This window comes from Streptomyces sp. NBC_00154, from assembly GCF_026342835.1.
GTDB lineage: Bacteria > Actinomycetota > Actinomycetes > Streptomycetales > Streptomycetaceae > Streptomyces.
Window position 1 is genome coordinate 4,138,997 of record NZ_JAPEMI010000001.1, and the last position, 13,544, is coordinate 4,152,540.

The following is a 13,544-nucleotide window of genomic DNA, read 5'->3' on the forward strand; positions in this document are numbered from 1 at the left end:
TGGCAGCATGGGGTGGGTGAGCGTCGCCCCCGTAGAGATCGAGCGTCCAGAATCGGCCGAGGAGAACCTCGTCGTCCCCGAGCCCGATGTGCCCTGGGTGACGCTGGTCCACAACGACCCGGTCAACCTCATGAGCTACGTGACCTATGTCTTCCAGGCCTACTTCGGCTACTCCAAGGACAAGGCCCACAAGCTCATGCTCGACGTGCACCAGAAGGGCCGCGCGGTCGTCTCCAGCGGCAGCCGTGAAGAGATGGAACGCGACGTCCAGGCCATGCACGGCTACGGGCTCTGGGCCACCCTCACGCAGGACCGCAACTAGCACGCCCCCTTCCCCCGACCCGCCCCGTCCTCTGCCCCGCCCGACCCACCATCGGAGAAAACCCATGGCCGGCCACTTCGAGGCCACCCCCGGCGGCGGCGCGGCCGTCGCGCTCGACGAGGTGGAGATCGCGATCCTGCGCTCCCTCGCCGTCCAGCTGCTCGAGCTGATCGGCCCCGGTGACGAACCGGCCGAGGGCGAGGACCCGCTCGCCGCCCTGTTCGCCGAAGGACCCAGCGAACCGCCGACCGACCCGGCCCTGGCCCGCCTCTTCCCGGAGGCGTACGGCGACGACGACAGCGAACTGCGCGCCGCGTCGGCCGAGTTCCGCCGGTACACCGAGAACGACCTGCGCTCCCGCAAGCGCGACGACGCCCTCACCGTCGTACGCACCCTGGACGCGATCCCGGCAGGGGAGGACGGCGGGATCCTCACGCTCACCGCCGACGAATGCCGCAACTGGCTCGGCGCGCTCAACGACCTCAGGCTGACCATCGGTACCCGCCTGGACGTCTCCGACCAGGACGAAGGCGGCGAGGGATCTCTCTACCGGCTGCCCGACAGCGACCCGCGCAAGCCCATGGTCATGGCCTATCTCTGGCTGGGCGCGCTTCAGGAAACCCTCGTCGAGACCCTGATGCCGTAAGGGCTGTCCTGCCGTTCCCGGGGCCGGACCGAACCGCCATTCCCACGTGGACCCGAAGATCACCCGTGCCGTTCCCGCCGAGTGTTCGCTCAACGAACGCTCAAATCCGAATAACGATCCCGTCACCTGAACGGCCTTTTTTGCGGCGGCTTGGAAACGCTTGTCCGCTTTTTCCTGAGGTATGCGCCACATAATGTCCGGCGGATCACCGGTTGGCCCGTGATAAATCTTCACGACCACCCGGGGACGCCACCCCTGTTCCCGGGGGCGCTACAGCCGGCGGATCGCCGGTCGCACTCCATCCATATCCGGGGGGATCAGGACCTGATCCGCAGCCTCAACGGCGCGGATCGGCGTGGAGAAAGGCGCATCACCATGACATCGGCGAAGGTCGACAAGGGACAAGACGGCCGTCCGGCCGCAGCAACAACGGACGCGGCCGCCTCGGGCGAGGGATACCAGCGCGCCCTCGGCGCCCGCCAGATCCAGATGATCGCAATCGGCGGGGCCATCGGCACCGGCCTCTTCCTCGGTGCGGGCAAGGCCATCGCCAAGGCGGGACCCAGCCTCATCCTGGCCTATGCCGTCGCCGGCCTGGTGATCTTCTTCATCATGCGGGCGCTCGGTGAACTCCTCATGTACCGCCCGGTCTCGGGTTCCTTCTCGGAGTACGCCCGCGAATTCGTCGGGCCCTTCGCAGGCTTTGTCACCGGCTGGACCTACTGGCTCTTCTGGGTCGTCACCGGAATCACCGAAGTCACCGCGGCAGCCCAGTACATGACGTACTGGTTCGACATCGCCCAATGGGTCTCCGCACTGATCTTCACGATCATCCTGTACGGCGTGAACCTGATCTCCGTGAAACTCTTCGGTGAGCTGGAATTCTGGTTCTCGATGGTCAAGGTCACCGCCATCGTCGGCATGATCCTCATCTGCGCCGGAATTCTCACCCTGGGCTTCTCCGACGCCGGGGACACCGCGAGCGTGACCCACCTCTGGTCCGACGGCGGCTTCTTCCCGCACGGCATCAGCGGCACCCTCATGACCTTGCAGATCGTGATGTTCGCCTTCCTCGCCGTCGAGCTCGTCGGCGTCACCGCGGGCGAGTCCAAGGACCCGAAGACCGTCCTGCCCAAGGCCATCAACACCGTGCCGTGGCGCATCGCCGTCTTCTACGTCGGCGCGCTGATCATGATCCTGTCGGTCGTCCCGTGGACCGAGTTCGAGCCCGGCATCTCCCCGTTCGTCGCCGCCTTCCAGAAGATGGGCCTCGGCGTCGGCGCCGCGATCGTCAACTTCGTCGTCCTGACCGCGGCCCTCTCCTCCTGCAACTCCGGTATGTACTCCACCGGACGCATGCTGCGCGACCTCGCGCTCAACGGACAGGGCCCGAAGTTCTTCACCAAGCTGACCAAGAGCGGCACCCCGCTCGTCGGCACCACCTTCTCCGCCGCGCTCATGCTCGTCGGCGTGTGGATCAACTACCAGTGGCCCGGGGACGCCTTCACCTACGTCGTCTCCTTCGCCACCATCTCCGGCATGTGGGCCTGGATCATGATCCTCGTCTGCCAGATCCGCTACCGCTTCCTGGCCGACCGCGGTGCACTCCCGCAGTCCACCTTCCGGGCCCCCGGCGCCCCGTACACCAGCATCTTCGCGCTCGCCTTCATCGGCATGGTCATCGTCATGATGGCCGTCGACAAGGACGCCAGGATCTCGTTGTACTGCGCCCCGCTCTGGGCTCTGATCCTCGGCGTCTCGTACCTGGTGCTCAAGGCCCGTAACCCCGAGAACAAGGCCTTCGCCAAGAGCTGATCCAGCGCCTTCGGCACCTTCTGTCCAGCATGCGGGCCCTCGCGTACCACTCCTCGGAGTCGCGGGGGCCCTCTGCTTATCCTGGCGCCATGCTGACCCTCACCCAGGCGCTGTACGACCAGATCGTCGCGCACTCCCGCGCGGACCACCCCGACGAGGCGTGCGGCGTGGTCGCGGGCCCGGCCGGAACAGGCCGCGCCGAACGCTTCATCCCGATGCTCAATGCCGCCCGCTCGCCCACGTTCTACGAGTTCGACTCCGCGGACCTGCTGAAGCTGTACCGCGAGATGGACGACCGCGACGAGGAGCCGGTGATCGTCTACCACTCGCACACCGCGACCGAGGCCTACCCCTCGCGCACCGACATCACCTACGCCAATGAGCCCGGCGCCCACTATGTGCTCGTCTCCACCGCCGACACGGACGACGCGGGCCCCTTCCAGTTCCGCTCGTACCGCATCGTCGACGGCGTGATCACCGAGGAGGACGTCAAGGTCGTCGAGGCGTACGAACCCGCCTGACCCGGCCGCGGGCCGGGGGCGGCGCCCCGCCCCCGGGCCCGTTCCCCGCCGACAGAAGTCCACCAGGCGAACGCTCATCATCCAGCACGTGAGATCACATGCCGGAATCCGGACCGGGAATCGATACGATGAGCCCATGGTTCCCCATGACGTGAGCGAGAAGACGCCGGGCACGCTGCTCGTCGCGCGCCTGCACGTCGACCTGTGCAGGCTCTCCAGCGCGATCTGTACGAGCCGCCTCCCCGTCGCAGGCAAGGCCTGAGCCGGGTCCCGGCCCGAAGCGCCGACCATCGCACTTTCCCTGCGCGGGGGGCAGAGCCGCGCGCCCCACGCCCCACGCCACCACTCCGCTTTCGACAGGAGCCCACGCCATGGCCATCGAGGTCCGCATCCCCACCATCCTCCGCACCTACACCGACGGCGCGAAGGCCGTCGAAGGCAACGGAGAGACCCTCGCCGACCTCTTCACGGATCTCGACAGCCGCCACAACGGCATCCGTGAGCGCATCGTCGACGGCGGCGAACTCCGTCGCTTCGTGAACGTCTACCTCAACGACGAGGACGTCCGCTTCCTCGACGGCATCTCCACCAAGCTCAGCGACGGCGACAGCGTCACCATCCTCCCGGCCGTCGCGGGCGGCATGAACTGATGCGGTACGACAGCCCGCTCGCCGCGGTGGGCAACACCCCGCTCGTCCGCCTGCCCCGGCTGTCACCGTCGGACGACGTCCGCATCTGGGCCAAGCTGGAGGACCGCAACCCCACCGGCTCGATCAAGGACCGCCCCGCGCTCCACATGGTCGAACAGGCCGAGAAGGACGGCCGGTTGACGCCCGGCTGCACCATCCTGGAACCCACCAGCGGCAACACCGGTATCTCGCTCGCCATGGCGGCCAAGCTCAAGGGCTACCGCATCGTCTGCGTCATGCCGGAGAACACCTCCCAGGAACGGCGCGACCTGCTCGCCATGTGGGGCGCCGAGATCATCTCCTCCCCGGCGGCCGGCGGCTCCAACACGGCCGTCCGCGTCGCCAAGGAGCTCGCCGCCGAGCACCCCGACTGGGTGATGCTCTACCAGTACGGCAACCCGGACAACGCCGGCGCCCACTACGCCACCACCGGTCCGGAGATCCTCGCCGACCTGCCCTCCATCACCCACTTCGTGGCGGGCCTCGGCACCACCGGCACGCTGATGGGCGTCGGCCGCTTCCTGCGCGAACACAAGCCGGACATCAAGATCGTCGCCGCCGAGCCGCGCTACGACGACCTGGTCTACGGGCTCCGCAACCTCGACGAGGGCTTCGTCCCCGAGCTCTACGACGCCTCGGTCCTCACCACCCGCTTCTCCGTCGGCTCCGCCGACGCCGTCACCCGCACCCGCGAACTCCTCCAGCAGGAAGGCATCTTCGCGGGCGTCTCCACCGGTGCGGCACTCCACGCGGCGATCGGCGTCGGCAACAAGGCGGTCAAGGCCGGCGAGCCGGCCGACATCGTCTTCGTCGTCGCGGACGGCGGCTGGAAGTACCTGTCGACGGGCGTCTACACCGCCCCGACCACGGAAGCGGCCATCGAAACGCTGCACGGCCAGCTCTGGGCGTAGCACGTCGCTCAGGCGGTTCCCGGATGCCGGGCGGGCTGGAAACATCCAGCCCGCCCGGCATTTTCGGCCCCTCCTGCATGTGAGGAGTGGGGGCCGCGGCGGAGCCGCGCAGTGTCATGGTCGGGAAGGGGCAGGTGGCGGACAGCCCACCGCCGCCGCCCCCTGCACCTCACCCGAACCGTCGCACCTGATCCCACACCCCCGGATCCACCACCCCCACCCGCCGCCGGAACCCCCGCACCACCACATCCCGCAGCTCATCCGTCTCCAGGAAGCTCGCCCGTCCCCGCGGATCGCCCACCGCGCCCGGCGGTAGCGCGATCACCCCCGGCCGCTCCTCGTGATACTTGCTGGTGATCTTCGCGACGCGCGCGGTGCCATCGCGTACCGACAGCACCAGGCACGGCCGGTCCTTCGACCCGGGCCCGTCCTCGTACGGGACCTCGGCCCACCAGATCTCACCCGGCCGCGGCGTGCGCTCCGGCCCGCCCCCGGGCCCCTCCGTCCTCCCCGGCGGGCGCGTCCGCCCCCTCGGGCGCCCACCCGGGCGCCGGTCACCGCGCCCGAGCCGGCCCCGCCCGTCGGCAATCGCGGCAATGAGCGCCAGCAGTACGACCGCGCCGAGCACCGGCCACCAGGACATGTTCATGCACCGACGGTACCGGCGCCCCGCCGGCCCGCACCTCGCAACCGCTTCCATCGAACCGGTGACAGAGCAGGTGAGTTCGCCCACAACGGCAGGCCCTGAAGGAGCGACCAGGTGTTTGGCGCCTTACGCTCAACAAATCGCACGAACCCTCCCCGTTCCCACGTCTCGGAGGTTCACGCTCCATGAAGCTCACCGTCGTCGGCTGCTCCGGCTCGTTCCCGTCAGCGGGTTCGGCATGCTCGAGCTACCTCGTAGAGGCCGACGGCTTCCGGCTGCTCCTCGACATGGGTAACGGCGCCCTCGGCGAGCTGCAGCGCCACATCGGTCTCTACGACCTGGACGCCATCTTCCTCAGCCATCTCCATGCCGATCACTGCATCGACATGTGCGCGTACTTCGTGGTGCGCTACTACCGGCACGACGGCGGACGACCGGAGCCCATCCCGGTCTACGGCCCCGACGGCACCGAGCAGCGGCTGACGGCCGCGCACGGCGACACCCCGTCCGAGCGGGCGATGAGTGAGGTCTTCGACTTCCACACGCTGAAGTCCGGCTCGTTCGACATCGGCCCCTTCTCGGTCCGTACGGAGAAGGTCTGCCACCCCGTCGACACCTTCGGCATCCGCATCGAGCACGACGGCCGCTCGCTGACGTACTCCAGCGACACCGGAACCTGCGAGGGGCTGGACGAACTCGCCGATGGCACCGATCTGTTCCTCTGCGAAGCGTCGTTCACCCACGGCAAGGAGGACATTCCGGACCTCCACCTCAACGGCCGCGAAGCCGGCGAGCTCGCCGCGCGCGCGAAGGTGGGCCGGCTCGTCCTGACCCACATCCCGCCGTGGACGGACGCGGACCGCAATCTGGCGGACGCCCGCGCGATCTACGGCGGCCCGGCGGAACTGGCGGTCCCGGGCGCGGTCTACGAGATCTAGGGTCCCGCGTACGTACGACAGAGCCCCCACCTTCCGGACGGAGGGTGGGGGCTTCTGCGTTGGCGCTGCTGAGGCTTACGCCTTCGTCAGGTCCTCGAGCTCCTCCTCGGGCTCGCGGCCCGGGGTGGGGAGGTTGAACTTGGTGATCGCGAAGCGGAAGACCACGTAGTAGATCGCTCCGAAGGCCAGGCCGACCGGGATCATCAGCCATGGCTTGGTGGAGATGCCCCAGTTGATCAGGACGTCGGTGAGGCCGGCCGAGAAGCTGAAGCCCATGTGGATGCCCAGCGCCCAGGTGACCGCCATCGATATGGCCGTGAGGACCGCGTGGATCGCGTACAGCAGCGGCGCGATGAACATGAACGAGAACTCGATCGGCTCCGTCACGCCTGTGACGAACGACGTCAGCGCGAGCGACATCATCATGCCCATCACGGCCTTGCGGCGCTCGGGGCGAGCAGTGTGCGCAATGGCGAGAGCGGCTGCGGGGAGGCCGAACATCATGATCGGGAAGAAGCCCGTCATGAACATACCGGCGTTCGGGTCACCGGCGAAGAAGCGCGGAAGGTCACCGTGGAAGACATCACCCGCGGAGTTCGTGAAGTCGCCGATCTGGAACCAGGCGACCGAGTTCACGAACTGGTGCATGCCGATCGGGATGAGACCGCGGTTGATCAGGCCGAACAGGCCGGCACCCGTGGCACCCAGGCCGGTCATCCACTCACCGAAGTTGGTGATGACGTTGCCGATCGGCTCCCAGCCCACGACGACCAGCACACCGAGCACGGTGCCGACGGCGGCCGTGATGATCGGGACGAGCCGGCGGCCGTTGAAGAAGCCCAGCCAGTCGACCAGCCTGGTGCGGTGGAAGCGCTGCCAGAGCACGGCGGTCAGCAGACCGAGAATGATGCCGCCGAGGACACCCGGGTTCTGGAAGGTCGCAGCGGTGGCTGCCTCGGTGCCCTTCTGCCAGAAACCGCCGCCGAGACCGGTCCCGGTGTAGGTGGCGCCCTTGTGGCCCTCCTCGATCGGGAACTGGTGGATCACCGCGTAGTAGGTGAGGAAGCCCACGACCGCCGCGAGCGCCGTGGAGCCGTCGGCCTTCTTCGCGAAGCCGATCGCCACACCTATGCAGAAGAGCAGCGGCAGCCCGAACGAGCTGTCCAGGATGGCGCCGCCGGCGCCCGCGAAGACCTTCGCGACATCAGCCGGAAGGTGCAGCTTCTCCTGGACGTCCCCCTGGCCGAGGCGGAGCAGGAGCCCCGCGGCGGGCAGCACGGCGATCGGCAGCTGGAGGCTGCGTCCCACCTTCTGCAAGCCCTGGAACAGGCCGGAGCCCCGCTTCTTTGCGGGGGCCGCCGAGGCGGTGGCCGTACTCATCAACTTCCTCCAGTAGGCAAAGGCGCCGCCAGGAACAGGGATCTTTTTTGGGGGGCGACGACTCTAGAAACGTGACGGGCGTCACGTGGTCTGGACCACTCAGTGGTGTAGACCAGTTTTAGCACGGTGTGGGTTGTATAAGGAACCTGCAAATGTCGACTACTTCGCAGTAGCTCATCGATACGTTCAGTGACATGACGAAGGCCCCCGGACCGTGAGGTCCGGGGGCCTTTGCCGGCCGGGGGGTGGAGTCCGGCCGTAGACCTACTTGACGAGGTCTTTCTCGATCTCTGCCTCCAGTTCGTCGGGCTCCCGTCCAGGGGTCTGGAGGTTGAACCTGGTGATCGCGAACCGGAACAGCACGTAGTACACCACTGCGAAGCAGAGACCGATCGGAATGATCAGCCATGGTTTCGTCGCCAGGCTCCAGTTGATGACGTAGTCGATCAGGCCCGCCGAGAAGCTGAAGCCGTCCTTCACGCCCAGCCCCCAGCTCACCGCCATCGACACACCGGTGAGCACCGCGTGGATCGCATACAGGAGCGGGGCGACGAAGAGGAACGAGTACTCGATCGGCTCGGTGATACCCGTCACGAACGACGTCAGGGCGACCGAGAGCATCATGCCGCCGACCGCCTTCCGGCGATGCGGCTTGGCGCAGTGGTAGATCGCCAGGGCTGCCGCCGGAAGCGCGAACATCATGATCGGGAAGAAGCCCGTGGTGAACTGCCCGGCTGTCGGGTCGCCCTGCAGGAACCGGTTGATGTCACCGTGCACCACCGTCCCGTCCGGCTTCGTGAAGTCGCCGAACTGGAACCAGACGAAGGTGTTCAGGAACTGGTGCAGGCCGATGACCAGCAGTGCGCGGTTGGCGACGCCGAAGATCCCGGAGCCCAGCCAGTTCAGATCGGTCAGCCACTTGGAGAAGCTGATCAGACCGTCACCGATCGGCGCCCACAGCCAGGCGCACAGGGCCGCGAAGAGCAGCCCGACGAACGCCATGATGATGGGCACGAGCCGACGGCCGTTGAAGAAGCCCAGCCAGTCGACCAGCTTGACGCGGTGGTACCGCTGCCAGAACCACGCGGACAGCAGGCCCATCACGATGCCCCCGAACACCCCGGGGTTCTGGTACTCGGCGGCCGTCACCTTGGCGTCGCCGGTGACACAGGTGCCGAACCAGGTGCCGCCGGCGGTGAACGTGGAGCCGGGGGCGCAGTCCACCGGGAATGCGTGCAGCACCGCGTAATAGACGAGGAAGCCGGTCACCGCGGCGAGCGCTGTCGAGCCGTCCGACTTCTTCGCCATCCCGATGGCGACACCGACGCAGAACAGCAACGGCAGTCCCAGCCCGGAGTCCAGCAGCGCACCACCGGCCGCGGCGAAGACCTTGGCGACGTTGTTCCAGCCGAGCCCTTTGTTCCCGAACACGTCCTCCTGGCCGAGCCGGTTGAGAATACCTGCGGCCGGGAGCACCGCGATCGGGAGCTGGAGGCTGCGACCCATCTTCTGGAGGCCCTGGAACAGACCGTTCCACCACTGTTTCCGTGGCACGGCGGCGCTGTCGGAGCTCATCGTCGTCCTCCCGTAACAGGCCACGTTTGGCGGTCGACGCAAACTGGTGTAGACCAGTTGCGTCACGGTGCGGGCCCACCCGGAAGGCAGGGCGCCGGTGATCGTCATCATTGGTGATGGGTCGACAGCTCGCTCGTGAAGTTGGGCCAACCGTGCGTTACCGTGACGAAACGGACCCATGGTGGGCCGGCATGCGGACGCGAACAATCAGGGAGAACGACATGGCCAGCAAGGCTGAGAAGATCGTCGCCGGGCTCGGCGGTATCGACAACATCGAAGAGATCGAAGGCTGCATCACCCGCCTCCGCACCGAAGTCATCGACCCGAGCAAGGTCGACGAAGCCGCGCTCAAGGCCGCCGGCGCCCACGGCGTCGTCAAGATGGGCACCGCGATCCAGGTCGTCATCGGCACCGACGCCGACCCCATCGCCGCCGACATCGAAGACATGATGTGACCACCCGCTGAGCCCGTCCGGCTCCACACCCCACAGGCCCCGCTCCCGCCCGGACCGGGGCCTGCGGCGCAGCCGATAGGCTCGACGCCATGTCTCGTATCGACGGCCGCACCTCCGAACAGCTCCGCCCCGTCACCATCGAACGCGGATGGAGCAAGCACGCCGAAGGCTCAGTCCTCATCTCCTTCGGCGACACCAAGGTCTTCTGCACCGCCTCCGTCACCGAAGGCGTCCCGCGTTGGCGCAAGGGCAGCGGCGAAGGCTGGGTCACCGCCGAATACTCCATGCTGCCCCGCTCCACCAACACCCGCGGCGACCGCGAATCCGTACGCGGCAAGATCGGCGGCCGCACCCACGAGATCAGCCGCCTCATCGGCCGCTCCCTGCGCGCCGTGATCGACTACAAGGCCCTCGGCGAGAACACCATCGTCCTCGACTGCGACGTCCTCCAGGCCGACGGTGGCACCCGCACCGCCGCCATCACCGGCGCATACGTCGCCCTCGCCGACGCCATCACCTGGGCCCAGGGCAAGAAGCTCATCAGGCACGGCCGCAAGCCGCTCACCGGCACCGTCTCGGCCGTCAGCGTCGGCATCGTCGACGGCACCCCGCTCCTCGACCTCTGCTACGAGGAGGACGTCCGCGCCGAGACCGACATGAACGTCGTCTGCACCGGCGACGGCCGCTTCGTCGAAGTCCAGGGCACCGCCGAGGCCGAGCCGTTCGACCGCAAGGAACTGAACGTGCTCGTCGACCTCGCCACCGCGGGCTGCGTCGACCTGACGGCCTACCAGCACGTGGCACTCGCCCGCACCCTCGGCGAGTAAAGAAGCAACCAAGTACGCACCACAGAGCGTCGTGACGAGTACGGGCGCACGGGTCGAACCGTGCGCCCGTCCGCGTATCCGCATCCGGGGAGGAACCCGCACCATGGCCAAGGCCACCCGCCACCGTCGCACCACCGTCGCGCTGACCCTGACCGCCCTCACCATCGCTCTCACCGCAGCAACCGGCTGCGGCGCCGTCGACAAGGCGCTCGACTGCGTCCGTACCGCCGACGCCATCGCCACCAGCGTCAACAACCTCCAACAGGCCGTCTCCAACGCCTCGAACGACCCCACTCAGGCGGCCGAAGCACTCGACGAGATCGACAAGGAACTCGGCAACCTCGGCGACACGACCGACAACGCCGACCTCTCCAAGGCCGTCGACGACCTCCAGACCGGCGTCAAGAACGTCCGCACCTCCATAGACAACGGCGACGCCACCCCCGACGTCACCCCGGTCACCGACGCCGCCAAGGAGATCGGCAACGTCTGCACCTCGTAGCACCGGACCCGGCCCGCCCCGCGATAATCGGCACATGACCCGCCTGATCCTCGCCACCCGCAACGCCGGGAAAGTCAACGAACTCCACGCGATCCTCGCCGACGCCGGCCTCACCCACGAACTCGTCGGCGCGGACGCGTACCCCGACATCCCCGACGTCAAGGAAACCGGCGTCACCTTCGCCGAGAACGCCCTCCTCAAGGCCCACGCCCTCGCACAGGCCACCGGCCACCCCGCGATCGCCGACGACTCAGGCCTCTGCGTCGACGTACTCGGCGGCGCCCCCGGCATCTTCTCGGCCCGCTGGTCCGGCACTCACGGCAACGACCGCGCCAACCTGGACCTGCTCCTGGCCCAGCTCTCCGACATCGACGACGCCCACCGCGCCGCCCACTTCGCCTGCGCGGCAGCCCTCGCCCTCCCGGACGGCACGGAACACGTGGTCGAGGGCCACCTCCTCGGCACCCTGCGCCACACCCCGTCCGGCACGAACGGCTTCGGCTACGACCCGATCCTCCAGCCGGAGGGCATGACCGTGACCTGCGCGGAACTGACCCCGGCGGAGAAGAACGCGATCAGCCACCGGGGGAAGGCGTTCCGGGCGCTGGTGCCGGTGGTGCGGGAGCTGGTGGGGTGACATGCAAATGGTCGCCACCTTCGAAAGGAAGGTGGCGACCGCTTCTTGCCTGTGGGCCCGGTGGGATTCGAACCCACGACACACCGGACCTAAACCGGCGCCCTCTAGCCAGCTGGGGTACGGACCCGCGCGCCCACTCTACTGTGCGCGGCCACGTCGGTTCGAGAAGGATTCGGTCTGGCTGTGGCAGGACGGACACAGGTATCGCAGGTTCTCGCGGCGGTTGTCGATCCGGTCGCCGTTGATGTGGTCGATCTCCAGGACCAGGCGCTTGCCCCGCCAGAGATCGTCGATGCCGCACGCAGCACACTCGTGCGGGACACCTAGATCATCAAGTGCGCGTCGCAGAAAAGCGGTCCTTGTCCGGGGCGAGGGTGGGTCGAGCCGCCTCAGTATCTCCTGTGCAGGCTTGCGGTAGGGAGAAGAGGCCCCGAGGAAGTGGCCTTGCCCTGTGAAGTGTTCGGTTGAGATGCCGTGCGCTTCGATGCTCCGCTTCACGAGAGCACGACCGGCGCCGTTGTCGACACGACCGAGAAGCCTGAGCGTGCCGGCGAGGCTGAATGATGCCTCCACGGCCGCCACCAGATCGTCTCGGGCCAGGAAGCCTGCTCCATATCGGCGGCCACGCGTGAAATGAGAGGTGTCGATGCCGTACTGGTCGAGCTTCTTGCGGACATGTCCGTACGGGCTGTCCCGGGGTGGAAGGCCCATGTACTCCAGCACTTCCCGGATGCTGTGGGAGTGTGCCGCAGCCTTGGCCAGAAGTTCTTTCGAGTACGAGCGGCGTTCTCGCTCCGGCAGTGGTTCCTCGCGGAAATGGGACGTGTCTATGCCGTAGTGCCGCAGTCGCCGGTTCAGGTAGCCGCGCGATCCGCTGCCGAGTGTGGCGCCGAGTCTGCGCATCAGATCCACCATGCTGGATGACTCGGCAGCGGCCGCCCCCAATCGTTCGCGCGTGTACATGGGAGCGCTCACGCCGCCCTCCGCTTACGCCCGCGATAAGTGTCCGTCGCAGAGTGGCAGTTGGGGCAGAGGAACCGCAGGTTCCCCGGTCGGTTGTCCCACCAGTTGCCGTTCCTGTGATCGACCTCGAGCCGCAGTGGTTTGTCGTTCCATACGGTGTCCGTGCCGCACTCAGCGCAGCGTTCCGGTATCCCGATCCGAAGGAGTTCTCGACGGAGCCGTGCGCCGGCGATCCGCCCGTCCTGCGGAGAGCCCAACACGAGCAGGTCGTCGCGTGAGCCTTTGGATCGGCCTCGGCGCATCGCGAAGTGGGATACATCGCCCAGAGATGCGATCCGCCTGCTGATGTGCGTGTGGCTGCCGCCCACAGGGCTGATCCCCAGCCGCTCCAGCACCTCCGTGACCGAGGATGAGGCTGCGACCGCCTCCCTCAGAGCCTCCTCCGTGTAGCGCACCCATGTCTTCGGAAAGTGCGACGTGTCGATCTTCGCCTCTGTCATCTTCTGGCGCAGGTAGCGCCTGCTGCCCGCCGTAGGAGTGCCCCCGCACCACCGGACCGCGTCGCTGAAGTTGTCCGTTTCACGTGCTGCCTCTTCGAGCAGCTCACGGGTGTATCGAACCGTCATCGATCCCCTCCGTCCCCGACCGCACGTTCGCGATCTCGTAAGGAGCAACGAACCGTTTATCGGATAGTCACGTCCGAAATGCGGTGAGATA

Annotated in this window: 17 protein-coding genes and 1 tRNA gene; 12 read left to right on the forward strand and 6 right to left on the reverse strand. The window is 67.4% G+C overall.

Translation table 11 applies throughout. The features are described from left to right. Positions 1–7: 7 nt before the first annotated feature. The 7 genes from clpS to OHA03_RS18590 all read left to right on the forward strand — a co-directional run bounded on the left by clpS (position 8) and on the right by OHA03_RS18590 (position 4,904). Positions 8–322 carry an ATP-dependent Clp protease adapter ClpS gene (clpS, locus tag OHA03_RS18560; protein ID WP_030971071.1) on the forward strand — a complete coding sequence of 105 codons (315 nt, stop codon included), beginning with the start codon at positions 8–10 and terminating at the stop codon, positions 320–322. 64 nt (positions 323–386) lie between these two features. Further along, entirely contained in the window at positions 387–968 is a 582-nt protein-coding gene (locus OHA03_RS18565; RefSeq protein WP_267004940.1) for a DUF2017 domain-containing protein, read from the forward strand. Positions 969–1,343: 375 nt separating this feature from the next. Next, a complete protein-coding gene (locus OHA03_RS18570) occupies positions 1,344–2,783 on the forward strand; it encodes an amino acid permease (protein ID WP_267004941.1) in 1,440 nt (479 codons plus the stop codon). An 89-nt stretch (positions 2,784–2,872) separates the two neighbouring features. Then, entirely contained in the window at positions 2,873–3,304 is a 432-nt protein-coding gene (locus OHA03_RS18575; protein WP_030923086.1) for a Mov34/MPN/PAD-1 family protein, read from the forward strand. A gap of 136 nt (positions 3,305–3,440) precedes the next feature. Beyond that, positions 3,441–3,566, forward strand: coding sequence for a putative leader peptide (locus OHA03_RS18580; RefSeq protein WP_256223732.1), 126 nt, complete (start codon positions 3,441–3,443; stop codon positions 3,564–3,566). A 109-nt stretch (positions 3,567–3,675) separates the two neighbouring features. Further along, entirely contained in the window at positions 3,676–3,954 is a 279-nt protein-coding gene (locus OHA03_RS18585) for a MoaD/ThiS family protein (RefSeq protein WP_030971063.1), read from the forward strand. Further along, entirely contained in the window at positions 3,954–4,904 is a 951-nt protein-coding gene (locus OHA03_RS18590; protein WP_030923093.1) for a PLP-dependent cysteine synthase family protein, read from the forward strand. Before OHA03_RS18585 ends, OHA03_RS18590 begins: the two co-directional genes overlap by 1 nt. A gap of 169 nt (positions 4,905–5,073) precedes the next feature. Here the strand turns inward: OHA03_RS18590 and OHA03_RS18595 are convergent, their stop codons facing one another. Then, entirely contained in the window at positions 5,074–5,553 is a 480-nt protein-coding gene (locus OHA03_RS18595) for a type II toxin-antitoxin system PemK/MazF family toxin (protein ID WP_267004942.1), read from the reverse strand. 182 nt (positions 5,554–5,735) lie between these two features. Between OHA03_RS18595 and OHA03_RS18600 the strand changes: the two genes are divergently transcribed. Further along, a complete protein-coding gene (locus tag OHA03_RS18600) occupies positions 5,736–6,488 on the forward strand; it encodes an MBL fold metallo-hydrolase (protein WP_267004943.1) in 753 nt (250 codons plus the stop codon). 75 nt (positions 6,489–6,563) lie between these two features. On the opposite strand, the gene OHA03_RS18605 is transcribed toward OHA03_RS18600, so the two are convergent. Beyond that, complete coding sequence (locus OHA03_RS18605) at positions 6,564–7,868, reverse strand: PTS transporter subunit EIIC (RefSeq protein ID WP_267004944.1); 1,305 nt, start codon at positions 7,866–7,868, stop codon at positions 6,564–6,566. Between the two features lie 264 nt (positions 7,869–8,132). After that, a complete protein-coding gene (locus OHA03_RS18610; protein ID WP_267004945.1) occupies positions 8,133–9,443 on the reverse strand; it encodes a PTS transporter subunit EIIC in 1,311 nt (436 codons plus the stop codon). A 191-nt stretch (positions 9,444–9,634) separates the two neighbouring features. On the opposite strand from OHA03_RS18610, the gene OHA03_RS18615 reads away from it, so the two are divergent. The 4 genes from OHA03_RS18615 (at position 9,635) to rdgB (ending at position 11,864) form a co-directional block, all read left to right on the forward strand. Continuing rightward, a complete protein-coding gene (locus tag OHA03_RS18615; RefSeq protein WP_267004946.1) occupies positions 9,635–9,898 on the forward strand; it encodes a PTS glucose/sucrose transporter subunit IIB in 264 nt (87 codons plus the stop codon). 89 nt (positions 9,899–9,987) lie between these two features. Next, on the forward strand, positions 9,988–10,725 hold the full coding sequence (gene rph, locus OHA03_RS18620) for a ribonuclease PH (RefSeq protein ID WP_267004947.1): 738 nt from the start codon (positions 9,988–9,990) through the stop codon (positions 10,723–10,725). Between the two features lie 103 nt (positions 10,726–10,828). Further along, positions 10,829–11,227 (forward strand): hypothetical protein, encoded by a 399-nt coding sequence (locus OHA03_RS18625; RefSeq protein WP_267004948.1) that lies wholly within the window; start codon positions 10,829–10,831, stop codon positions 11,225–11,227. 34 nt (positions 11,228–11,261) lie between these two features. After that, the gene (gene rdgB / locus OHA03_RS18630; protein WP_267004949.1) at positions 11,262–11,864 is read left to right on the forward strand and encodes an RdgB/HAM1 family non-canonical purine NTP pyrophosphatase; all 603 of its coding nucleotides are present in this window, start codon (positions 11,262–11,264) and stop codon (positions 11,862–11,864) included. A 52-nt stretch (positions 11,865–11,916) separates the two neighbouring features. On the opposite strand, the gene OHA03_RS18635 is transcribed toward rdgB, so the two are convergent. The 3 genes from OHA03_RS18635 to OHA03_RS18645 form a co-directional block, all read right to left on the reverse strand. Beyond that, a tRNA-Leu gene (locus tag OHA03_RS18635) sits at positions 11,917–11,991 on the reverse strand. A gap of 11 nt (positions 11,992–12,002) precedes the next feature. After that, on the reverse strand, positions 12,003–12,779 hold the full coding sequence (locus tag OHA03_RS18640; RefSeq protein WP_267008092.1) for an HNH endonuclease: 777 nt from the start codon (positions 12,777–12,779) through the stop codon (positions 12,003–12,005). A 56-nt stretch (positions 12,780–12,835) separates the two neighbouring features. Further along, complete coding sequence (locus tag OHA03_RS18645) at positions 12,836–13,453, reverse strand: HNH endonuclease (RefSeq protein WP_267004950.1); 618 nt, start codon at positions 13,451–13,453, stop codon at positions 12,836–12,838. Between the last annotated feature and the right edge of the window lie 91 nt (positions 13,454–13,544).